We start from the raw sequence: 21,952 nt of genomic DNA, 5'->3' as shown, positions 1-21,952 counted from the left end.
TGAGGCGATGGTGAGATCGAACTGCTAACTAATATCGCCCTAGTTATTAAACTTCAGGGAAGAGGATAATTGATTGACCCTCGACGATGGTGACAGTTGCGCGTTTGTAGCGAGGTTTGGCACCTAAGAACTTACCAACGCGGCGAGTCTTGCGGGGGAGATTTTGAGTATCTACCCGTTTAACTTTGACATCAAATAAGGATTCGATCGCGGCTTTGATTTGAGGCTTGGTCGCCTGAGGAACTACGTCAAAAACGTATTTGTTTTGTTCCATCGCGATTGTGGCTTTTTCAGTCACAATCACGTTCCGAATTAAATCTGGTAAATCGCGGTCAGCAACTCTAATCGTCATTGTAAACCTCCTGGATTTTAGCGATCGCTTCAGCAGTAGCGACGATCTGGTCAGCGTTGAGAAGATCGAAGACGTTTAGCCCCGACGCAGAAATCATTTTAACTTTGGCAATATTCCGAATTGATAACAATGTATTGTCTTCAATTTCAGCCACGATTACCAATACTTTACTCTCAGCTTCTACACCCCAACGAGTCAATGCCTGAACGAACTCTTTAGTCTTGGGTTGAGCAACATTGGTCGTGAAGTCTTGAACGACGATGATGTCTTCAGTCCGACTCATTAGAGCCGTCCGCAAAGCCAATCTCCGCTCTTTGCGATTCATCTTCATGTTGTAATCTTTGGGCTTTGGTCCAAAAATTACCCCACCCCCCCGCCAGAGCGGAGAACGAATCGAACCCGCACGAGCGCGTCCGGTACCTTTCTGTTTCCAAGGCTTCCGTCCACCACCGCGAACCTCGGCACGAGTCTTGGCACTAGCCGTACCTTGACGCGCATTGTTTGTCTGCCGAATTAGGGCACGGTGGACGATGTGAGAAGCATTTTCTTCTCTTGCAACAGCCAATTCGAGGGTGGCGGAGCCAGCTTCCTCGCCTTGCCAGTTGCGGATGACGCAATTAGCCATAACTATTTTTTATCTCCGGTTCCTATGGTTGTAATTATTTACCGACTTTGAATTCAGGCACGATCCGAAGTAATGCGCCGGGCTTGCCAGGAACGGAACCTTCGATCAAGAGAACATTCCGCTCGACATCGATCTGGACTACTACCAATTTCTTGACCGTGATCCGTTTGCCACCCAGTCGCCCTGCCATTTTCTTACCAGGGTAGACACGACCAGGGGTGGTACCTGCACCAGTCGAACCAGGTTCGCGGTGATTTTTAGAACCGTGAGACATCGGTCCCCGCGCAAAGTTCCACCGTTTTTGCCAACCAGCAAAGCCCTTACCGATACTATTGCCTGTGACATCGATACTTTGACCGACAGTAAAGATGTCTGGTTTGACTTCTTGACCGAGTGTCCAATCATCAGTGCTATCGACCCGAAATTCTTGGAGGTGACGCAGTGGACTAGCCCCAGCTTTCTTGAGGTGTCCGAGTTCTGGTCTGTTTAATGCTTTTTCTTTGACTTCATCAAAACCAATCTGAATGGAACTGTATCCATCAGTGGCTTTTGTTTTGATCTGGGTGATGGTGCAAGGGCCTGCTTGAACGACGGTGACAGGAATTGCTCTCCCTGTCTCTTTGTCGAAAATTTGGGTCATGCCGAGTTTGGTGCCGAGAATACCGATAGACACGGTTTTTTATGCTTCCTTATATTTGAGACATCAGGATGTTGATGGACTTCCACCGGCAGGCGCGTCCATCTGTGGGTTTGACTTGATTTACAACTTACCAATCCAGCTAACTTTAGCATCTACAATCGTGTGCGTTTCTGCACGTAATTGTAGATGCGTCGGATGCGATAAGTTTTCACTCATGACGCAGAACTAAGGACAAGGTATCGATCGATAAATCGTATTAATTGCTATAACAGACTCGGGCAGCACGCCGCCTAGTATCTATTTCAGCCGATTCATCGGAGTCGCAACTCTACTGAGTTGGAAGTTTCAGACCACAATCTATAAGTCTACACCAGACGATCGCTGTTGTCTATCTATTTATTAATGACAGTAGATGGGTCTAAGATGGGATTTACTCAATTTTTTACTTAGATCGATATGCCATCCCAATTAGTATTCAACTTAGCTAGTGGCTCGGTATCCTGTGGCTTTACACCAGTTGCCGCCAGGGAATTACAGGCAAGGCTCAATGAGATCGTCCAAATTCTCAAAGTCAAGACAGCAGAAACCAGCAGCGGGGGTAAGCCCAAACCTCACAAACCGATCGAGTATCAGTATACAGGGGATGTTTTTTTGGAAATCTTCTGTAATCCCAACATTTGGGCAAATGTCTTTGTCGCCAAGGTATTAATTACATTGCGGGACGATCGCATCCGGCTCAGTAGTGAAGCCGAACTGACACGAATCATCGAAGATGTCGATCGATTTGTAGAACAAACTGATTAAAGAGCGAATGTTGAATTGTCGATATTGGTACCGATCTCGGTCAAAATCTGTTGAGGCGTAACGATCGCAGCAGGATATTCAGCAGTTCTAAATTCTTAGTTATTCTGTCAATCTCATTCTAGACAATCGTGTTATAATTGCTCCAAAATTTAGCGTGCAGCTACAATTATTGGTATGACTAACAAATCGATCGTCAGCATGTGTTGTTACGGGGTTCTAAGTATATGGTTATACCCGTATCAAGCACTAGCTCAAGTAAAGACAGGAACTATCAAAACTAATCCTGCTACCTATGAAGACGATCGGGTTAAAGTTGTGATTCAAGACTGTAGCCGAAAACTGCAAGATCTAATCTGTAAGGCGATCTTGACTAGTAAAAATAACGATCGCATTATCGATCTAAATGGCAACAACATCAAACTAGTAGATTTTGAAGGTAATGAATACTATCCAACTAGTGTCCGATTGGCAAACCGAATTAGTGAGAATAACTCGATTAAAACCGAATTAATTGAAAATGTTCCCTTCAAAGCGAGCTTTGTATTTGCCAAAATGCCTACAAATCTAACTCAAGTTGCCTTGCTTCAAATCCCGCTCAGTGGCGGTATTAATAGTATGGCAAAGTTCAGAAATTTTGCCATTATCACTCCAAGTCAGCTTGGTACGCAACCTGTTAGAGCAGCAGTTCCTAAAATAGCTACTGTCAATTCAGAAGCTAGTAATGAAATTAGTTTAATTTGTCCCGATCGCACAAAAATTCTCTATCGAGCTACCTCTAAAAGTTATTTAATGTACATTTGTGGTGTTAAAAATCCCACTCACTACGTCGGGATTGCCAAGGATGGATCTCAGGGAATCACACTCAGACTACGTTATTACGATCGAACACAGTTTTCAGCAGACAATGGTGAAGCTAATTACACGATCGCGGCAGATCGAATCATCATCCGCAAAGACAGTAAAATTATCTACCAAGAAAAGATCCAAGTATTGCAACCATTACCTGGAGCGATTGTTACGGAAGGCACAGCGGCTAGGAACAAACCTAAGAAAATTGCTCCAGCGATCGATAACGAAACGGATCGATCGCGTAGTTCGACTAGCCCATCAACTTCTAAAATCAAACGGTAACGAAGCGATCTCGTATCTTTAAATACGGTTTGTATTTACAGCAGATATTAATAGATTCAGTTAAACTAACTCAAGCAAAACTACCGATCCCATTGTCAAATTTAAATATCGTTTGACTCTAAATATCAGTGTAATCTTTTAATAATTGCTGCAAATCCTATATCGACTCAGTATTTTCACTTGTAGTTGCTGGACGATCGAAATTCGATCGAATATAGTGAGATTGCGGTCAAAAATCTATTTGTTTGTATGAAAGAGGCTCAAAATTCCACTCAGAAGTTACAATCGTTGCCACCCACTCACAATGTTGGCAATTCTAGTCAACTAGGAACTTTGTACGACTCAATGCTCTTGCACAGAGGCGATGCCGACAACAAACGTTCAGATGGAGAAGCTCTATACAATCACTCCCTCACCATTAGCGAGCAGCAATTTGGTGTCAATCACCTGTATACTGCTCAAAATCTGCATAACTTAGCAGTTTTCTATGAGTCAATGGGTAAGTACGCTGATGCTGAAGCCCTATACACTCGGACTTTATCAATCAGAGAAGAGCAACTAGGAGCCAATCACCCCTTTACAGTTCAAAGCTTAAATAATCTCGGACTATTGTATGAGTCAATGGGGCGGTATATAGATGCAGAACCATTTTATACACGCTCTCTAGTTATTAGAGAAGCACGATGGGGAGATAGTCATCTTCATACAGCTCAAAGTCTGTATAGTCTAGCTCAACTGTATGCAAATATGGGTCGATACACAGAAGCCGAACCACTATATATCCGCTCTCACGCTATCTGCGAACAGCAATTGGGCGCAGAACATATCGATACGGCTCAGAGCTTGAACCATCTGGCAACCTTGTATCAGACAATGGGGCGATATGCTGATGCTGAATCTTTACAGATTCGCGCTCGCGATATCTACCAGCAACAATTAGGAGCCGACCATCTCGACACCGCTCAAAGCTTGCAGGATCTGGCGGCATTGTATCTGGCAATGGGGAAATTCGAGCCAGCAGAATCTTTGTACATTCGCATTCTAAAAATTTACGAACAAAAAGTGGGGATCGATGCTGTAGATACTGTGTCCAGTATCAACAATTTAGCTGCTTTATATGCTGAGATCGAGCGATATGAAGATGCGGAATCTCTATACATCCGCGCTTTAGACATCTATCAACAGCAACTTAGTCCCAACCATTTAGATACTGTTCCTGGTTTAAATAATTTGGCAGATCTATACAAGTTACTTCAGCGATACGAAGAAGCCGAACCTCTATATACTCGCGCTCTAGCAATCTGCGAACAGCAACTAGGCTCGAATCATGCGTATACTGCTCAAAGTCTGGAGCGGCTGGCTAATTTACACTATGAGATGGGCAAATTTACTGATGCTCATTTGCAGCTAGTTCGGGCATTGAGCATTTATGAACAGCAATTGGGTGGCGAGCATCCTTATACTGCTCAAGGGCTAAACAATCTGGCAAGCTTGTGCTATCGGATTGAAAAATATGCCGAAGCAGAACCACTGTATGTTCGCGCACTGGGGATCTACGAGCGTCAACTCGGACAGGATCACCCAGATACAGCTCAAGGGCTAAATAATTTGGCTGTACTGTATTACAAAACTGGCAACTATGATGCGGCGGAACCATTGTATGTTCGCTCTCTAGAAATCAGAAAACGTCAATTAGGGATAAATCACCCCCATACTGCCCAGAGCTTGAATAATTTAGCCAGCCTGTATTACAAAAACAGACGATATGCTGAGGCAGAGCAACTATACACTCAGTCCCTAGCAATTAGAGAGCAACATCTAGGCGCGAACCATCTCCAAACAGCCACTAGTTTAAATAATTTAGCTCTTGTCTATCAATCGATGAAACGATATGCTGAGGCAGAGCAACTGTATACTCGATCGCTAGCAATTCGGGCGCAACATTTGGGGGCAGACCATCCCAAGACTCAAAAAGTGCGGCGAGATTTTCTTGACTTTCTACAGCAAGTCGTGAATACTGGACAAGTCGATCGACTGTCGGCTTTACCGCTGACCCAAGCTTTGCTCCAAAAGATGCAGGGATAGGTCTAGTAACAGTAGCTAATCATCTCGTCGGCTACTGTCAAGCTGGGAGCTAGTTGACATATTCGATCTAAATTTTACAAAAGAACATTGACGTGTACCTAACAAGAGAGGATTAATGTGATATGATTCTGGGCAAAGGTACACAAACGCTACATCAGTTACGCAAACCCATCACCAACCATCTAAAATCGTCAAAACTGGATAATTCGATCGATTAGTTCTCAGCGATTAAAAAAAATTTAATATAGTCTTTATGTTAAGACTCATCAATATCGCGCGAAATATTAATTTAAGAGCATCAATTTGCTCTAAATCTGATTTTCGCTCGATCGACCAATATTTAGCCCAATTGGGTCTGGTATATGGTAATTTACCGGAGTGGGCTTTGACGATCTGTTAGATCTCAGTCTCTCCCCCGCAACCTTCAGTTCACTGCCATAAATTTCAGCGAAGGAGGCCGAAGTGCAGGATAAGTGTGTCAAAAATCGCAGCCGATCTAAACGGAGAAGTATCTATTGCCCAACTCATGACTGTTATCTCGACAGTATGAGCAAAAAGTACTATATATTTGCCGATCGACCAGAGCAGCTCGAAGCCAAAGGCGTAAATCAGTCAGCAGCAAGAACATTGATTAAATTCCATACAACTGTATCGATTACTGGCGAGTGGTTGGAGGCTTTTTGGTGCGATCGCTGTCAAAGTACCCGCTGGTACTATGTCTGTAAGACTGACAATCGTACTTACGATATATCCCTGGCTCCAGATGAGCTATGGCAGCGGGTGACTGGAGTAGTTCATCCTAATGGCAACCCCTCAGTCGGAGAATTTACGCGCCGAGAGGCTCGTGTCAATCGATATCAAGGTGTGAAAGCTTTCAACACTATTCGCTAATTTCGAGTGAATTGGTAATACTGGTACATGTATATAAATATACCAAATAAATAAAATCTTTACTACCGTATTTTGGCGGATTTCGCTGTATTTCAAACATACTAATCTCAAACATTGCTCAATTATTGCCAGTGCTAGAGACAAATGTGAACGATCCTAAACCATTAACTATCGACTCGGAGGATCTTAAATGTCCCTACAGATAATGAATGGTGGATCGATCGACTAATTTGGGGAACTATAAGATAAGAGATTAGAATTGTACTAAAATTTCAGATAATTAGCTAATTTTGATTATGGATTCATCCGATCGAGTAATACTAATCACAGGCGGGGCTGGATATATTGGCTCCCATGCGGTAAAAGCATTAGAAGAGCGAGGGTTTCAGACGATCGTTCTCGATAGCCTAGTCTATGGACATCGGGATCTAATTGAAACCAACCTCAAAGCTAAATTGGTAACTGGAGATATTAACGATCGAGCTTTCCTCGATCGACTTTTTAGCACCACCAAGATTGATGCAGTGATGCACTTTGCCGCCTTTGCTTATGTGGGCGAGTCAGTTACAGATCCAGCCAAATATTATCGAAATAATGTAGTCGGGACTTTGACATTGCTCGATGCAATGCGCGAACATGGGGTGACTAATTTCGTATTTTCTTCCACCTGTGCGACTTACGGGAATCCCCAGAGCATCCCCATCACCGAAGATCATCCGCAACAGCCGATCAATCCCTACGGTGCGGGGAAACTCGCGATCGAACGAGTCCTCAAAGATTACGATCCAGCATACGGACTACAATCGGTCATCTTCCGCTACTTCAATGCCGCTGGAGCCGATCCTGACGGACTATTTGGGGAAGATCACAATCCTGAAACCCACTTGATCCCGCTGATCCTACAGGCTGCTGCGGGTAAACGGGCATCGATATCAGTTTTTGGTACCGACTACGATACACCAGATGGTACTTGTATCCGCGACTATATCCATGTAACGGATTTAGCTCAAGCCCATGTTTTGGGACTAGAATACCTGCTCGAACATCAAACCAGCCAAATCTTCAATCTGGGTAATGGTAATGGTTTCTCTGTCAAAGAGGTAGTTGATACAGCCAGACAAGTAACTGGCAAAGAAATCGCGATCGAAGAATGTCCCAGACGAGTGGGCGATCCTGCCATACTGATTGGTAGTAGCACTAAAGCGGGCCAAATGTTAGGCTGGGAACCAAAATATGCCGACTTGAACGCGATCGTCAAACATGCGTGGAACTGGCACCAATCGCGCCATTTTTCTTAGTCTGCACTATTTGTCAAGCAAGGAACAATCAATATTCCCACACCATGAATGTAAAGACCACAGACTCAAAACCAGAGCTGATAATTGAAGCGGGACGAGCAGAAAGACAATATTGGCAAGATCTCTGGCGATACCGCGAGTTATTTTACTTTTTGGCATGGCGGGATATCTTGGTACGCTATAAGCAAACCGCGATCGGGATTGCCTGGGCATTAATTCGACCATTCATCACGATGATAGTATTTACCGTGGTATTTGGCAATCTCGCCAAATTACCATCTGAAGGTGTGCCTTACCCGATTCTAGTGTTCTCGGCGATGCTACCCTGGCAGTTCTTCTCTAATGCTTTATCTGAATGTAGTAATAGTTTGATTGGTAATGCTAATTTGATATCTAAAGTCTACTTTCCCCGCTTGATCGTGCCTGTGAGTGCGATCGTCGTGAGTTTTGTAGATTTTATGATTTCGGGGATCATTCTACTAGGACTGATGGCTTACTATGCTTATGTTCCTAGTTGGCGAATATTGATGCTACCAGTGTTTATCGCGATCGCGTTTGCGGCTTCGATCGGAGCTGGCTTGTTATTTGCATCGCTCAACGTTAAATATCGCGATTTTCGCTTTATCGTGCCATTTATCACTCAAATTGGACTGTATATTTCGCCAGTCGGATTTAGCAGTAGTATCGTTCCCGAACAGTATCGGTTACTCTATTCATTGAATCCAATGGTAGGCGTAATCGATGGATTTCGCTGGTCGATCTTAGGCGGAGACGCAAAGCTGTATTTACCAGGTTTTGCCTTGTCATTAGGTCTAGTATTATTAATGTTAATTGCTGGAGTTGTTTATTTCCGCAAAATGGAGCGAACATTTGCTGATGTGATTTAATTTTAGAACTAGATACCTAATAAAATAACAATATCTGCCTGACATAATAGTTTGAGTTGAGAATTTAAGTAGGAAGCACATTATTGGGTATCCGAAAGATGAAGGCTATAAACGCTATCTCCAATTTGCTGTCGTGGCACATCCTAAAGGAAATAATATATGTCTGATACAGTAGTTCAGGTTGAAAATTTAAGTAAAAAGTATATCATTGGGCATCAGAAACAAGAAAGCTATACAACGCTACGAGATTCGATTACCAATGGTGCGAAAGGTCTACTAAAGCCGTTTCAACGAGATCTATCTCAAGTTGCCAATAGTACTTCTGAAGAATTTTGGGCACTAAAGGATGTATCTTTTGATATTAAGCAGGGCGATAGAGTTGGAATTATAGGTAAAAACGGAGCGGGAAAATCGACACTCCTAAAAATATTGAGTCGAATTGTCGAACCTACGAGTGGGCAAATTAAAATCAAGGGTAGAGTGGCAAGTCTACTAGAAGTCGGCACAGGGTTCCATCCAGAGCTAACCGGGCGAGAAAATATAGCTCTTAATGGGGCAATTTTGGGAATGAGCAAAGTTGAAATCGATCGCAAGTTCGATGAAATTGTGGCGTTTGCAGAGATTGAAAAATTTTTAGATACTCCCGTTAAGCGTTATTCGAGTGGGATGTATGTGCGTTTAGCGTTTTCAGTAGCAGCACACCTAGAGCCAGAAATTCTGATTGTAGATGAAGTATTAGCAGTAGGCGATGCCCAATTCCAAAAGAAGTGTATGGGTAAAATGGAATACATTGCTGAAAAAGAAGGGAGAACAATTCTGTTTGTCAGCCATAATATTAGTGCTATTCAAAGATTGTGTTCGAGTGCTGTTTTCCTAAAGGAAGGCAAAGTATTTGCTCTCGGAGAATCCCAAAAAGTAGTAGATTTTTATCTTAAGCAAGATCTGAAGATTGATTCTTACAGAGATTGGGAAGGGAAATCGAGTCCCCCAGGGAATCAATTTGTTAGTCTCCTCCAAGCAAGAGTTGTAGACAAAAATTTAAAGACGACAAGTTGTGTCAAAATTACTGAGGAAGTAGGTATTGAGATGACATACAAAGTTCTAAGAGATGAATACGTTTTCACCCATGGTTTAAACTTATATGATGAACAAGGCGTTCACATATTTAGTTCTCATGATAGAGTGACAGCACAGGCAGCTAAATCTATTCCAAAAGGAATACATACAATTATTGCCTGGATTCCAGGGAACCTTTTAGCAGAAGGAATGCAAATTGTGGGGTTAGCTTTAATGCAATATAATCCTTACGAGGTAATTTTTCACGAGCAAGAGGCGTTAGCTTTTGATGTTATGGATGTTTTTGACAACACTTCAGCTCGTGGAATGTATGAAGGAGCTTTCCCTGGATTGGTAAGACCAATTCTTGAGTGGAATTATATCAAATAATTTACCTTACGTTCAGGAGACAAACAATGAGTACGGATCGAGTTATTACACCAGAAGAAAAAGATAAGCCTTTATTACCTTGGACGGGAGAAAGGCTAGTAACAGAAGTTAACGATCGAATAGGTACGATAGAACATCTTCATAGATACGCATTTGCAATGGAGTATGTATCTAACAAAGTGATTGTTGACATTGCATCTGGAGAGGGCTACGGTTCTAATTTACTGGCTGGTGTGGCAAGTCATGTGATTGGTGTTGATGTATCTCAAGAAGCTATTGATTTTGCTTGTCAAAAATATATAAAGCCTAATTTAGAGTTTAAAGTTGGAAGTGCTGATTCCATTCCTGTACCAGACAATTCTGTGGATGTTGTAGTGAGTTTTGAAACGCTGGAACATCATGAAAAACATGATGAGATGATGAAAGAAATCGTCAGAATTTTGAAACCTGAAGGGTTGATGATTATTTCAACTCCAGACAAATCTATATATCACAGGAGAGATCCAGATAATATCTATCATGTAAAAGAATTGGATTTTGATGAATTTACATGCTTGGTTGAAAAGCACTTTAAAGAAAGTGTATTTATAGAACAGAAAATTATTTTCGGATCTCTATTAAGCTTGAAGCATTCTACTCAATCAGGAGCAGAGAAGTTAAGTTTTTATTCTGGTGACTTTGACCGAATAAAGTTTTCGCTAGATTTATCTAAAGATGTGATTAATCAGCCTTATTTTTATATTTGTTTGGCAAGCAATCAGAATGTTGAATATCAAGGAAAGTCTTTCTTTGATGGGTCTGACGTTTACGAAAAAACTGAGTTAAAGTATCAATCAGATATTAAAGAGCTTCAACAAAATATTCAAGAACTTCAACGCAAGTTACGTTATTCTTTTGGCTCACGACTGCTAAGCAAAGTGAATAGAATGATATCGAAATTATAATCAGTCGAAAATCATAATAATCAAGAACTGGGATCTTTAGTATGAGTAAATCTTTCGATCTTAAAACGATCGCCTTCTATCTGCCCCAGTATCACCCCATTCCAGAAAATGATACCTGGTGGGGAAAAGGCTTTACAGAATGGACTAATGTTGCAAAATCCAAGCCTTTGTTTCCAGGACACTATCAACCACATATTCCTGCTGACCTTGGCTTTTACGATCTCAGGCTACCAGAAGTACGTCAAGCTCAAGCCGATCTAGCCAAATTCTATGGAATTTCTGGTTTCTGCTATTACCATTATTGGTTTAATGGTAGTCGGTTACTAGAACGCCCTTTTAATGAGGTATTGTCTTCAGGGGAACCAGATTTCCCATTTTGTTTATGTTGGGCAAACGAAACATGGTCGAGGAGGTGGTTGGGAGAGGAAACAAATATCCTGCAAAAACAAAGTTACTCCCATGAAGACGATCTCAATCATATTCGGTCTCTTATGCCTGCATTTGCAGATCCTCGATATATCCAGATTAAAGGTAGACCTCTATTCTTAGTCTATAGACCGCTTGACCTGCCGGAACCGATGAGAATGGTAGAAACCTTTAAAAATGAATGCATCAAATCTGGACTGCCCGAACCTTATTTGATGGGGGTTGATGCACATAGCCCTGGGGTTAATTTTGAAAAAATTGGGTTTGATGGCACTCTAGTATTTGAGCCACAACTTGGTGTCCTACCAGATTTCATGAATGATGGTATTAGCATGTCTAAGTTATCTAGGAATCTAAAGCTGGGAATTGCTAGTTCAAAACTTAAAATATATGATTACGCTGAAGCACGACAGTTGATGCTCGACCGTAAGCGAGATTTTCCGACCCATCCCTGTATTTTTGTCTCTTGGGATAATACTCCAAGACGAGGAGAAAACGCCATTATAGCTGTAAAGTCCACTCCAGAAATATTTGAAGCTGGGCTGGAAGAAATGGTTAACTCCTTAATCAATAAGCCTCATGATGAACGTATTCTGTTTATCAATGCTTGGAATGAATGGGCTGAAGGTAATTATCTCGAACCGGATCTTAAATACGGCACTCAGTACCTTGAAGCAGTAAAACGAGTGATTTTGCAGCCAGTTGAGGAGGTAGCTAAATGTTGATCGATAATCCATTACTTCGAGCGATCGCGTTCTATTTACCGCAATATCACCCGATTCCAGAAAACGATGAATGGTGGGGAAAGGGATTTACCGAGTGGACTAATGTTAGCAAAACAAAGCCGCTCTTTCCCGATCACTATCAACCACATCAGCCTGCCGATCTGGGATTTTACGATCTGCGATTGCCCGAAGCTAGACAGGCTCAAGCAGATTTAGCAATAACCTACGGGATTCATGGATTTTGTTATTACCACTACTGGTTTACAGGGAAGAGACTGTTAGAGCGACCTTTTGAGGATGTATTAACCTCAAAAGAGCCAGACTTTCCTTTTTGTCTGTGTTGGGCAAACGAAAATTGGACGCGTCGCTGGGATGGAAAAAATGAAGATATCCTGGCAGGGCAAGTATATAGTGAAGCAGACGATCGGCAACACCTGAGATATCTTGCCCAAGCCTTTCAAGATCCACGTTATATTCGGATCGATGGTAAGCCATTATTCTTGGTCTATCGCGCTAGTGAAATTCCAGACCCCTTGGCAACAGCGAAAACATGGCGTGATGAAGCCCGTGAATTGGGAATTGGTGATATTTATCTGGTTAGAGTCGAAAGCTGTCCAGAAGAACAGCAGAATCCACAATCGATCGGTTTTGATGCCTGTGTTGAGTTTCAACCAGATTGGGGCAATATGGGACTGCCGCTGCAAACGGGTAGAAAATGGTCTGTGCAAAGGAAGCTAAAACTTGCCGAACCAGCCTATGCTAATAACAACATTTATGATTATGACACTATCGTAGAAAGAATGTTAGCAAAACCACCGGTTGATTACAAACGCTTTCCCTGCGTAACTCCTGCTTGGGATAATACCGCCAGACGAAAAGATGGGAATGCTACCATTTTGCATGATTCCACGCCCGAACGATACGAACGTTGGCTGAATACTGTGGTACAAAGAGAGTTATCCAATCCCAATAGCGATCGGATTGTGTTTATCAATGCTTGGAATGAATGGGCAGAAGGCAATCATCTAGAACCTTGCCAAAAGTGGGGACATGCTTATCTAGAAGCTACCCAGCGAGTTCTCAAAACAGCTAAATCCTCTCGCGAAAGTGCATTACAGCAGTGTTAATATGCCTAAAGTTTCTGTTATCATTCCAAATTACAATCATGCTCGTTACTTGAGACAGCGAATCCAGAGTGTTCTCGACCAGACTTTTCAGGATTTCGATCTAACGTATCTGGATGATGCCTCTAGTGATGATAGTAATGCTGTCTTTGCCGAATTTGATCCACAGCCGCGAATCAAAGCAATTTATAACGATCTAAATAGCGGTTCGCCATTCAAGCAGTGGAATAAAGGCTTCCGGGCTACAGAAGGTGAGTATGTTTGGATCGCTGAATCTGATGATGTTGCCGATCCTAATTTTTTAGCTACGCTTGTACCAATGCTCGACGACAATCCTAATGTGGGGATTGCCTATTCTCAATCTTGTCGAATCGATCGCAATAATGTGATATTTGAGCCAACTTTGCGTCAGTGGGTTGAAGATTTAGACCCTGATCGGTGGGAGCATAATTTTGTTGCTAATGGGATAATTGAATGTCAAAAGTATCTAGTATTTAAGAATACTATTCCCAATGCTAGTGCTGTGTTAATTAGACGATCTATTTATGAAGCTATTGGTGGAGCGGAGGAAAGTTTATTTCTCACTGGTGACTGGATGACTTGGATTAAAATGTTATTAAGATCGGATATTGCCTTTTGCGCTCAACCGCTCAACTCTTTTCGTACACACAAATCGTCCGTCAGATCGAAGACAGCCCTAAATGGAACAGCAATTTGTGAGAATATCTCGATTCAGAAAAGTATTGAGAATAGTATCTCGATCCCTCCAGCAACTTCGTTGAAAATTGCTGAAGAGTCGATCTGTGGGTGGATAAATTTAACATTCGATCGTGAAAGTACGATCGATTTACAAGACTGCATTAAATTTTATCAGCTAGCAAAGACAACTGTCCCACGTATTGAGATTGTCATTGTCAATCAACTACTTTACTATCTAAAAAATCAGTCATCCAGAAAAGTCAGATCCTGGATACCAAGATCGATTAAAACAGCGTTGAAAAAAATTAATTCATCTCCAGCATAGCTAGAAGGCTTAACTCACTCTAAATTAAAAATCGTCTCCGATCTTCGATCGTAAATTAGCTGTCTATGACAAATCCGATTTTAATTGCTTTTGCATGTGATGAAGGTTACTCAAAACATGTTGGTGTTGTCATGCAGTCTATTCTTGCTAATGCAACAATGGCAGATCGCCACGAATTTCACATTTTAACGATGAATCTTAGCTTAGATGCTGAAAACCGTTTGTTAGAGATTGCCACTCGTGGCAAAGCCACTATACTAGTACATCGAATAGATGCTAGCCTTTTGGCAGGATTCCCGACAGGATCTTTACCGCTAGAAACATATCTTCGACTCTTGCTTCCCGATCTTTTGCCAGAGTATGAAAAAATTCTTTACCTTGATGCCGATCTCATTGTCATGGATTCACTGAGCAAGTTGTGGAATTTTCCGATCGGGACTAATGCGATTGGGGCTACTATTGACACAATTGCGATCTTAAAGGGGGTAGCTATATTAGATCACTTTAAAGCTTTACAATTGCCCGAACAGCATGTCTATTTTAATGCAGGTGTATTGTTGCTCAATTTAAAAGTCTTGCGAGATCTGCGACTACTAGAAATAGTAAAAGAATGGACGCAAAGGCACTTGAGTTTAATGATTAATAGCGATCAAGATGTACTAAATGTTGTCCTGAATGGAAATGTCAGCTACTTCGATCTGCGCTGGAATTTACAAGCACCGCTAATAGCTCCAATTAAGCTAGGCTGGAAATGCTCCACAGAGCATGTTAAAGCAGTATCAGACCCGGGCATCATTCATTACGTTACCAATCGTAAGCCGTGGCGAAAAGAGTTTAAGCTACCTTACCAAAACCTCTATTTTAAGTATCTCGCCCAAACGCCTTGGAAAGAGGATGCTCTCGATCCATTCACTACGGATTTAGTCTGGAAACGTTGCCAGGAAGAGCTAGAGTGGGGACGTAAATTGGTAATGGCTAAGATCCGGCGGCTAATTGGTCGTCGTTTTATCCTCTCGGACGATGCTAATTAATTTATACTAGAGTCGATCGAAAGACCCCATCTAAGCTAATTTAACTACAATTCCTCAATTCTTCAATGAGCCTCTCAACCCCAGTTGCCTTCATCATCTTTAATCGTCCCGATACAACTGCAAGAGTTTTTGAGGCAATTCGTCAGGCGAAACCATTGAAGCTGCTAGTTGTTGCTGATGGGCCGAGAACAGATCGGTTCGATGAAGCTGAAAAATGTGCTGCTACTCGCGCAGTAATCGATCGAGTTGACTGGAAATGTGAAGTTATTACTAACTATTCTGACATCAATCTAGGATGTAAACGCCGAGTTTCTAGTGGCATCGACTGGGTATTTTCACAAGTCGAAGAAGCCATTATTCTTGAAGATGACTGCCTACCAGCTCCATCATTCTTTCTATTCTGCCAAACGATGCTAGAACGTTATCGCTACGACGATCGCATTTCGATGATCGGTGGTAGTAACTACCAACAAAAAAATAGTCGCACATCTGACAGTTACTTCTTCACAAAATATGCTCACATTTGGGGCTGGGCAACCTGGAGAAGAGCCTGGAAACATTATGATGTAGAGATGAAGACTTGGCCTGAATGCAAGCAACGTGACCTATTACAAGCAGCATTTCACGATCGTTACGAGCAAAAAGCTTGGGTTGATGCCTTTGACAAAGTTCATGCAGGTAAAATCGATACATGGGATTATCAATGGCTCTACACTTGCTTTTCTCAAAGTAAACTATCGATCGAACCCGACTTAAATCTTGTATCTAATATCGGCTTTGGTACCGAAGCAACCCACACTTTTGGTGATAGTCCTTGGGCAAATATCCCCACTCAAGACATCTGGGAGATCGAGCATCCACCGATCGTGACTCGTAATGTTGAAGCTGACTTCTATACCTTCAATCATCATTATGGTGGCAACAATATGCGCCAACAAGATCGCCTCATCCCTAGAATCAAAAATCTAATTCGACCACTCAAACAATTAATTCAAACATTTTATTAAGCGTTATCTTGTAGATTTGATATGAAAATCCTCTATGACGGTCAAATTTATGCAGATCAAATAACTGGAGGCATCAGCCGCTACTTCACAAACATTATCACTCGGCTTCCTCAAACTGCCCAGCCAACCTTAACCGCTAGCTATCGTAAACGCAAAAGCAACTATCCTACCCATCCAAACCTTAAACTTCAAGAATTTCCTGATTTTCGACCTTCCCGGATCGCTCACTCAGTTCGCAGCCACTATTTCCGTTGGCTTAACGAGCGTCAATCTTTTGACATCTTCCATCCCACTTACTATTTCCTGCTCGCTGGAGAAACATTCAGCCAAACAAAACACCCGCTGGTCATCACCGTCTGTGATATGATTCACGAGCTATTTAGCAGTACTCTAGATCCTAAAGGCTACACCATCCGCGCCAAGCAAGCCGCGATCGAAGCTGCTGATACGATCTTCTGTATCTCTGAGAATACTAAAAATGACCTAATTAAGTATTTTCCAGCCGCAGAGTCTAAAGCTATCGTGACCTACCTCGCTTCCGAATTTAGCAGTGAATGGAGTTATGGGACAGAAGCAACGCCCGCTCAACCTTATTTTCTCTATGTTGGTGGCCGTACGAAGGAATACAAAAATTTCGATACCTTACTTCTGGCTTTTGCCAAAGTCGCCAGCACTAGCCCTGACATTCTCTTGTGCGTTGTCGGCGCACCCTTCAACAACGCCGAACAACAACAGATCGCCGAACTAAGACTGACAGAGCGAATTCAACATTACCGAAATGCCAGTGATACCCATCTTGCCAAGCTCTATCGCTGTAGCATCGCATTTGTATATCCCTCACTTTATGAAGGCTTCGGCATCCCGCCCCTGGAAGCTATGGCTTGCGGTACTGTAGTTGTCGCAGCCAATTCCTCAAGTATTCCTGAAGTTGTTGGCGATGGGGGTATTTTATTCAATCCCAAAGCGATTGGAGATCTGACAGATATATTGCTAGACCTAATTGATTCACCCACCAAACGAGATAGACTTATTACCAAAGGACACGATCGTTGCCAACAATTTAGTTGGGACAAAACCGCAGCCCAAACTGTTGCGGTTTATCAATCTCTCAGTTAATAATTCGGATCTAACAATGAATAAAGACTATATTTTAGTGACGGGTAGCTCGGAGTTTACGGGTTAAAGTTTTATTTCATAAATCGTCGGTTTCACGCGCTTGACAGTAATCAATTTAGACAAATTGACTTATGCTGGTTCGGCTCTATAACAAGAGCAAATCGCGATCGAAACTGCCTCTATCGAAAGTTGAGAATTAGGTCATTGATGTTTAGATATCGCTGGAAGTTGTATTTGATTAGCATTACAAACATATATACGAAGAATCACCTTTTCCACAGAATCTTACTCCCTCTAACATAAGTCAAAGTATGGTAATATACATTGCATTATTTAGAGATACTTCTTAAATCATATCCTGCATGTCTATTAAGAAAATTAATCAGACTGGTCCCTTTGAGTGGAGTCGAACACTTCCACAAAACCTAGCAGCGTCAGACAAATGGCTTTTTGCCAACGCGATCGATATATCGTGTAATGAAATTTCGATTACCATTGGCCAGAATATAATTGTAGATACGATCCAAGGCATAGCGATTAACAACTTTACTGAGATCGTCGAAGAGTCATTGGTCGTTCCCAAGCATTTTTCTAGCTATCAAAGTATTAAATTTATTGGTAAATCCTGGATAAAGTTTCTCAAGGATCGTACCTATCTATCATCACATCCTTATCTCTTGATTCATGATGCAGCCTGTACTAATTATGGGCATTGGATGACCGATGCAGTTAGTCGTCTTTATTATGCAAGAGATCTTATTGATTCTCATAAGATTCTATTGCCTGCGATTTACCGAAATCAGCAATATCGACTCGAATCCTTAATTCCATTTGGTGTAAAGGAGGACAATATTGTCTATGTCGATAGCCCCGTTGTTATGATAAAAGACTTTGCAATGCCATCCTTTATGGGTCCCTGCTTTGTAAATCCAAAAGATGAGATTGTCAGAGAAATAAGAGAGAGATATCATCGATTCTATAATATTTCACGCCCCCAACAAGGAACGCGGCTTTATATTTCCAGAGCGGGAGCAAGTTACCGTAAAGTTGTTAATGAATCTCAGGTAATCGATCTGCTGATCGGTAAGGGCTTTACAGTAGTATATCCCGAACAGCTTTCTTTTGAAGAGCAGGTTCGAGCGTTCGCGGCGGCTTCGATTGTGGTTGGTTTAACAGGTGCAGCTTTTAACAATATGATGTTCATGTATTCAGGATGTCCAGTTGTTGAATTCAGGCTGGAGAATGACAACCACAACTTACATTACTTTTCATACGCATCCTCCCATGAACTTCCTTATTATTATCTTTCCTGTAGCAGCGATGCAACAGATAGGACTTTCGCTAACTTTTTTGTGGATCTAGATTCTCTTGACTCTACTGTAGAGATTGCGCTTGCTTGCATTTAGCACCTGACGCGATCCAAAAAAAGGCTAAAGTTGAGAATACTTACTGCTTAAACTTTTAATCATGTATTTTGCTGTTTAGATTAATAACCAATATCTAAAAAATGAACAAAGACTATATTTTGGTGACAGGTGGAGCAGGGTTTATCGGTTCAAATTTTGTTGCACAAATCCTCAGTTCCAGGCGATCGACAGTAATCAATTTAGATAAATTGACTTACGCTGGCAACTTAGCCACGATCGAGCAGTTCGCAACTAACGATCGACATATTTTCATCCAAGGAGATATTGGCGATCGACAGCTCATCGACAACTTACTAGATAAGTATCAACCACAGGCAATTGTTAACTTTGCCGCAGAAACTCATGTCGATCGATCGATCGATGGCCCCGCTAGCTTCATTGAAACCAATATTAATGGCACTTTTAATCTATTAGAATCCACTCGGCAATATTGGCGAAGACTGACTGATGATGCCCAAAAGCAATTTCGCTTTCTCCACATCTCCACCGATGAAGTATTTGGCTCTCTAACTGCCCAGGAGCCAGCCTTTACAGAACTAACGCCCTACACCCCCAATAGTCCTTACTCAGCATCAAAAGCTAGTTCCGACCACTTGGTGAGAGCTTACTTTCATACTTACGGTTTACCAACTTTAATCACCAATTGTTCTAACAATTATGGGCCTTATCAGTTTCCTGAAAAACTGATCCCCTTGATGATTCTCAATGCCTTTGCGGGTAAACCTTTACCAGTATATGGTGATGGTCAAAATGTGCGAGACTGGCTCTATGTCGAAGATCACTGTCACGCGATCGCCTTGGTACTAGAGAAAGGTGCACCTGGTGAAACCTATAATGTTGGCGGTAATGCCGAACGTGATAATCTCTGGCTGGTGAATGAGCTATGTGCGATTTTGGACGAACTATTACCGACTTCTCCCCATTGTCCACACCAGCAACTGATTCAATTTGTCCAAGATCGACCTGGACACGATCGACGTTATGCGATCGATTTTACTAAAATTCAGCAACAACTCGGCTGGGAACCGAAAGAAAATATCAACTCTGGGCTGCGGCGGACGGTGCAATGGTATATAGACAATCAAGCTTGGTGCCAAACTGTCACCACTAATAAGTATCAGCAACAACGATTGGGAGTAGAGGCATGAAAGGGATTATTTTGGCTGGCGGCTCCGGTACGCGATTGTATCCCCTCACGCGGGTGATTTCCAAACAACTGATGCCGATTTATGACAAGCCGATGATTTACTATCCTTTGTCAACACTGATGCTGGCAGGGATTCAAGAAATACTAGTGATTTCCACCCCACACGATCTACCGCTATTTCAGGAGTTATTGGGCGATGGCAGTCAGGTTGGTTTATCGATTAGTTACGCGCCTCAGCCCAAACCAGAGGGGTTAGCGCAAGCTTTTATCATTGGCAAGAAGTTTGTCGGTGACGATGCAGTTGCTTTAGTCTTGGGTGACAATATTTTTTACGGCGATAATCTCAGTGTCAGCCTCCAGCAAGCAGCACAGTTAACCAAAGGAGCGATTGTATTTGGTTACTATGTCAGCGATCCCTCCCGCTATGGAGTTGTCGAGTTCGATCCTGATGGAGCAGCAGTTTCGATCGAGGAAAAACCCTTACAACCCAAATCTAATTATGCAGTGACTGGTTTATATTTTTACGACAACCAAGTCATCGATATCGCTCATCAGATCGCCCCTTCCGCCAGGGGTGAACTCGAAATTACCTGTGTCAATCAGAAATATCTGGAGCTAGGACAATTAAAAGTGGATAAACTGAGTCGAGGCACCGCATGGTTAGATACGGGCACTCACAGCAGTTTGCTCCAAGCCTCAGTCTTTGTAGAGACAATCGAACAACGACAGGGATTAAAAATTGCTTGTATTGAGGAAGTAGCCTTTCGGATGGGATACATTGACGATCGACAATTAATCTCGATCGGTAGTACCATGGCTAAAAATGATTACGGACAGTATTTACTCAAACTAGCTACAGAAGGAGTATAACCAGTCATGGAGATCGTCCAAACTTCCATTCCTGAAGTAATTGTTTTCATCCCACCAGTTTTTACAGATAGTCGCGGCTACTTCTTAGAAACTTATCAACAAAAGAAGTATAAAGAAGCAGGGATTCCCAAAGACTTTGTGCAAGATAATCAATCTTATTCTACCAAAAACGTCCTGAGGGGGTTACACTTTCAACTTCGGTATCCTCAGGGTAAATTAGTCAGAGTTACTCAGGGAACGGTTTTTGATGTAGCTGTAGATATCCGCCGCAACTCACCTACCTTTGGTAAATGGCATGGCGAAATTCTATCTGCTGAAAATAAAAAGCAGATGTATATCCCCGAAAACTTTGCTCATGGGTTTTGTGTGCTGAGCGATAGTGCCGAATTCTTGTATAAATGTACGGACTTCTATATTCCTGGTGATGAAGCAGGTTTAATTTGGGACGATTCACAAATTGGCATCGAGTGGCCAATTCATGAACCAATTCTGTCATCAAAAGATGCCGACTTACCAAGCTTGTCTGATGCTCTAAGCCTGCTCCCATCTAACCTGCGGGGTACTCCCACCAACCGCTAAGAGCGGTCTGGTGGTGAGGGGGATAGCAGGTCGGTGAGGAATCCCACCCCCGACCAATTTTGACCAACGCTCAAAGAGTGAGCGGGGTGGGTGACGAATCGACAATTACTCTGCGATCTCGCTCTGGTTTTCGACATATTTTCTAACTTGTTCGACAGTAAGGCCGCCACAACTAGCCACGAAATAGGCTCCTGTCCAAAACACTGGCTTACTATAGGTTCGGTTGACAACATGGGAGCATAACACTTTTGCGATGAGTATTTATACTTACGATAATTTAAGCTACGGTTTTTAGATTAACCCCAATCATTCCATTCAAATAAGCTACTCGATGCGCCAAAACCTGTGGCACATTTCGCTCATTCCATTGTGC

The 21,952-nt window shown here is 42.2% G+C and carries 22 protein-coding genes and 1 pseudogene; 19 read left to right on the top strand and 4 right to left on the bottom strand.

Annotation, left to right across the window (positions count from 1 at the left end):
• Window positions 1-46: 46 nt before the first annotated feature.
• The 3 genes from ACEW9J_RS21395 to rplC are packed head-to-tail and all read right to left on the bottom strand — an operon-like array spanning window position 47 to window position 1,650.
• On the bottom strand, window positions 47-352 hold the full coding sequence (locus ACEW9J_RS21395; protein WP_373547111.1) for a 50S ribosomal protein L23: 306 nt from the start codon (window positions 350-352) through the stop codon (window positions 47-49).
• Window positions 342-977 (bottom strand): 50S ribosomal protein L4, encoded by a 636-nt coding sequence (gene rplD / locus ACEW9J_RS21390; protein ID WP_373547110.1) that lies wholly within the window; start codon window positions 975-977, stop codon window positions 342-344. The genes ACEW9J_RS21395 and rplD overlap by 11 nt, the downstream gene beginning before the upstream one ends.
• Window positions 978-1,011: 34 nt before the next feature.
• Window positions 1,012-1,650, bottom strand: a complete 639-nt coding sequence (rplC, locus tag ACEW9J_RS21385) for a 50S ribosomal protein L3 (protein WP_373547109.1) — start codon at window positions 1,648-1,650, stop codon at window positions 1,012-1,014.
• 423 nt (window positions 1,651-2,073) lie between these two features.
• Between rplC and ACEW9J_RS21380 the strand changes: the two genes are divergently transcribed.
• The 19 genes from ACEW9J_RS21380 to rfbC all read left to right on the top strand — a co-directional run bounded on the left by ACEW9J_RS21380 (window position 2,074) and on the right by rfbC (window position 21,579).
• The gene (locus ACEW9J_RS21380) at window positions 2,074-2,421 is read left to right on the top strand and encodes a hypothetical protein (protein WP_373547108.1); all 348 of its coding nucleotides are present in this window, start codon (window positions 2,074-2,076) and stop codon (window positions 2,419-2,421) included.
• A gap of 174 nt (window positions 2,422-2,595) precedes the next feature.
• Window positions 2,596-3,552: a hypothetical protein gene (locus ACEW9J_RS21375; protein WP_373547107.1), complete on the top strand. Its 957-nt coding sequence runs from the start codon at window positions 2,596-2,598 to the stop codon at window positions 3,550-3,552.
• 249 nt (window positions 3,553-3,801) lie between these two features.
• Window positions 3,802-5,637, top strand: coding sequence for a tetratricopeptide repeat protein (locus ACEW9J_RS21370; RefSeq protein ID WP_373547106.1), 1,836 nt, complete (start codon window positions 3,802-3,804; stop codon window positions 5,635-5,637).
• A gap of 253 nt (window positions 5,638-5,890) precedes the next feature.
• Window positions 5,891-6,037 carry a hypothetical protein gene (locus tag ACEW9J_RS21365; RefSeq protein ID WP_373547105.1) on the top strand — a complete coding sequence of 49 codons (147 nt, stop codon included), beginning with the start codon at window positions 5,891-5,893 and terminating at the stop codon, window positions 6,035-6,037.
• 146 nt (window positions 6,038-6,183) lie between these two features.
• A complete protein-coding gene (locus ACEW9J_RS21360) occupies window positions 6,184-6,528 on the top strand; it encodes a hypothetical protein (protein ID WP_373547104.1) in 345 nt (114 codons plus the stop codon).
• Between the two features lie 296 nt (window positions 6,529-6,824).
• On the top strand, window positions 6,825-7,826 hold the full coding sequence (gene galE, locus ACEW9J_RS21355; RefSeq protein ID WP_373547103.1) for a UDP-glucose 4-epimerase GalE: 1,002 nt from the start codon (window positions 6,825-6,827) through the stop codon (window positions 7,824-7,826).
• A gap of 44 nt (window positions 7,827-7,870) precedes the next feature.
• Entirely contained in the window at window positions 7,871-8,713 is an 843-nt protein-coding gene (locus tag ACEW9J_RS21350; protein ID WP_373547102.1) for an ABC transporter permease, read from the top strand.
• A 159-nt stretch (window positions 8,714-8,872) separates the two neighbouring features.
• Window positions 8,873-10,159: an ABC transporter ATP-binding protein gene (locus ACEW9J_RS21345; protein ID WP_373547101.1), complete on the top strand. Its 1,287-nt coding sequence runs from the start codon at window positions 8,873-8,875 to the stop codon at window positions 10,157-10,159.
• A 26-nt stretch (window positions 10,160-10,185) separates the two neighbouring features.
• Complete coding sequence (locus ACEW9J_RS21340) at window positions 10,186-11,103, top strand: class I SAM-dependent methyltransferase (protein ID WP_373547100.1); 918 nt, start codon at window positions 10,186-10,188, stop codon at window positions 11,101-11,103.
• Between the two features lie 41 nt (window positions 11,104-11,144).
• Window positions 11,145-12,254 carry a glycoside hydrolase family 99-like domain-containing protein gene (locus ACEW9J_RS21335; protein WP_373547099.1) on the top strand — a complete coding sequence of 370 codons (1,110 nt, stop codon included), beginning with the start codon at window positions 11,145-11,147 and terminating at the stop codon, window positions 12,252-12,254.
• Window positions 12,248-13,381, top strand: a complete 1,134-nt coding sequence (locus ACEW9J_RS21330) for a glycoside hydrolase family 99-like domain-containing protein (RefSeq protein WP_373547098.1) — start codon at window positions 12,248-12,250, stop codon at window positions 13,379-13,381. Before ACEW9J_RS21335 ends, ACEW9J_RS21330 begins: the two co-directional genes overlap by 7 nt.
• A 1-nt stretch (window position 13,382) precedes the next feature.
• The gene (locus ACEW9J_RS21325) at window positions 13,383-14,402 is read left to right on the top strand and encodes a glycosyltransferase family 2 protein (protein WP_373547097.1); all 1,020 of its coding nucleotides are present in this window, start codon (window positions 13,383-13,385) and stop codon (window positions 14,400-14,402) included.
• A gap of 65 nt (window positions 14,403-14,467) precedes the next feature.
• Window positions 14,468-15,433 carry a glycosyltransferase family 8 protein gene (locus tag ACEW9J_RS21320; protein ID WP_373547096.1) on the top strand — a complete coding sequence of 322 codons (966 nt, stop codon included), beginning with the start codon at window positions 14,468-14,470 and terminating at the stop codon, window positions 15,431-15,433.
• A gap of 65 nt (window positions 15,434-15,498) precedes the next feature.
• Entirely contained in the window at window positions 15,499-16,440 is a 942-nt protein-coding gene (locus ACEW9J_RS21315) for a glycosyltransferase family 2 protein (protein ID WP_373547095.1), read from the top strand.
• Between the two features lie 21 nt (window positions 16,441-16,461).
• Entirely contained in the window at window positions 16,462-17,556 is a 1,095-nt protein-coding gene (locus ACEW9J_RS21310; RefSeq protein WP_373547094.1) for a glycosyltransferase family 4 protein, read from the top strand.
• A gap of 362 nt (window positions 17,557-17,918) precedes the next feature.
• Window positions 17,919-18,962, top strand: coding sequence for a DUF563 domain-containing protein (locus tag ACEW9J_RS21305; RefSeq protein ID WP_373547093.1), 1,044 nt, complete (start codon window positions 17,919-17,921; stop codon window positions 18,960-18,962).
• A 101-nt stretch (window positions 18,963-19,063) separates the two neighbouring features.
• On the top strand, window positions 19,064-20,131 hold the full coding sequence (gene rfbB, locus ACEW9J_RS21300; RefSeq protein ID WP_373547092.1) for a dTDP-glucose 4,6-dehydratase: 1,068 nt from the start codon (window positions 19,064-19,066) through the stop codon (window positions 20,129-20,131).
• Complete coding sequence (gene rfbA / locus ACEW9J_RS21295) at window positions 20,128-21,000, top strand: glucose-1-phosphate thymidylyltransferase RfbA (RefSeq protein ID WP_373547091.1); 873 nt, start codon at window positions 20,128-20,130, stop codon at window positions 20,998-21,000. The genes rfbB and rfbA overlap by 4 nt, the downstream gene beginning before the upstream one ends.
• Before the next feature lie 6 nt (window positions 21,001-21,006).
• The gene (rfbC, locus tag ACEW9J_RS21290) at window positions 21,007-21,579 is read left to right on the top strand and encodes a dTDP-4-dehydrorhamnose 3,5-epimerase (protein WP_373547090.1); all 573 of its coding nucleotides are present in this window, start codon (window positions 21,007-21,009) and stop codon (window positions 21,577-21,579) included.
• 105 nt (window positions 21,580-21,684) lie between these two features.
• On the opposite strand, the pseudogene ACEW9J_RS21285 reads toward rfbC, so the two are convergent.
• Window positions 21,685-21,801: pseudogene (locus ACEW9J_RS21285) on the bottom strand (transposase); the annotation flags it as partial.
• Window positions 21,802-21,952: the final 151 nt, after the last annotated feature.

Source organism: Chamaesiphon sp., from assembly GCF_041737865.1.
Lineage (GTDB): Bacteria > Cyanobacteriota > Cyanobacteriia > Cyanobacteriales > Chamaesiphonaceae > Chamaesiphon.
Note: the sequence above shows the minus strand (reverse complement) of the source record. Positions and strands in the feature narration are given on the sequence as shown.

Coding starts and splice junctions, on each gene's coding strand:
- galE (WP_373547103.1), top strand. CDS start 6,825: ATGGATTCATCCGATCGAGTAATACTAATCACAGGCGGGGCTGGATAT.
- ACEW9J_RS21350 (WP_373547102.1), top strand. CDS start 7,871: ATGAATGTAAAGACCACAGACTCAAAACCAGAGCTGATAATTGAAGCG.
- ACEW9J_RS21310 (WP_373547094.1), top strand. CDS start 16,462: ATGAAAATCCTCTATGACGGTCAAATTTATGCAGATCAAATAACTGGA.
- ACEW9J_RS21315 (WP_373547095.1), top strand. CDS start 15,499: ATGAGCCTCTCAACCCCAGTTGCCTTCATCATCTTTAATCGTCCCGAT.
- rfbA (WP_373547091.1), top strand. CDS start 20,128: ATGAAAGGGATTATTTTGGCTGGCGGCTCCGGTACGCGATTGTATCCC.
- ACEW9J_RS21375 (WP_373547107.1), top strand. CDS start 2,596: ATGACTAACAAATCGATCGTCAGCATGTGTTGTTACGGGGTTCTAAGT.
- ACEW9J_RS21360 (WP_373547104.1), top strand. CDS start 6,184: ATGAGCAAAAAGTACTATATATTTGCCGATCGACCAGAGCAGCTCGAA.
- ACEW9J_RS21325 (WP_373547097.1), top strand. CDS start 13,383: ATGCCTAAAGTTTCTGTTATCATTCCAAATTACAATCATGCTCGTTAC.
- ACEW9J_RS21340 (WP_373547100.1), top strand. CDS start 10,186: ATGAGTACGGATCGAGTTATTACACCAGAAGAAAAAGATAAGCCTTTA.
- ACEW9J_RS21370 (WP_373547106.1), top strand. CDS start 3,802: ATGAAAGAGGCTCAAAATTCCACTCAGAAGTTACAATCGTTGCCACCC.
- rfbB (WP_373547092.1), top strand. CDS start 19,064: ATGAACAAAGACTATATTTTGGTGACAGGTGGAGCAGGGTTTATCGGT.
- rplD (WP_373547110.1), bottom strand. CDS start 977: ATGGCTAATTGCGTCATCCGCAACTGGCAAGGCGAGGAAGCTGGCTCC.
- ACEW9J_RS21320 (WP_373547096.1), top strand. CDS start 14,468: ATGACAAATCCGATTTTAATTGCTTTTGCATGTGATGAAGGTTACTCA.
- ACEW9J_RS21395 (WP_373547111.1), bottom strand. CDS start 352: ATGACGATTAGAGTTGCTGACCGCGATTTACCAGATTTAATTCGGAAC.
- rfbC (WP_373547090.1), top strand. CDS start 21,007: ATGGAGATCGTCCAAACTTCCATTCCTGAAGTAATTGTTTTCATCCCA.
- ACEW9J_RS21365 (WP_373547105.1), top strand. CDS start 5,891: ATGTTAAGACTCATCAATATCGCGCGAAATATTAATTTAAGAGCATCA.
- ACEW9J_RS21380 (WP_373547108.1), top strand. CDS start 2,074: ATGCCATCCCAATTAGTATTCAACTTAGCTAGTGGCTCGGTATCCTGT.
- ACEW9J_RS21335 (WP_373547099.1), top strand. CDS start 11,145: ATGAGTAAATCTTTCGATCTTAAAACGATCGCCTTCTATCTGCCCCAG.
- ACEW9J_RS21345 (WP_373547101.1), top strand. CDS start 8,873: ATGTCTGATACAGTAGTTCAGGTTGAAAATTTAAGTAAAAAGTATATC.
- ACEW9J_RS21305 (WP_373547093.1), top strand. CDS start 17,919: ATGTCTATTAAGAAAATTAATCAGACTGGTCCCTTTGAGTGGAGTCGA.
- ACEW9J_RS21330 (WP_373547098.1), top strand. CDS start 12,248: ATGTTGATCGATAATCCATTACTTCGAGCGATCGCGTTCTATTTACCG.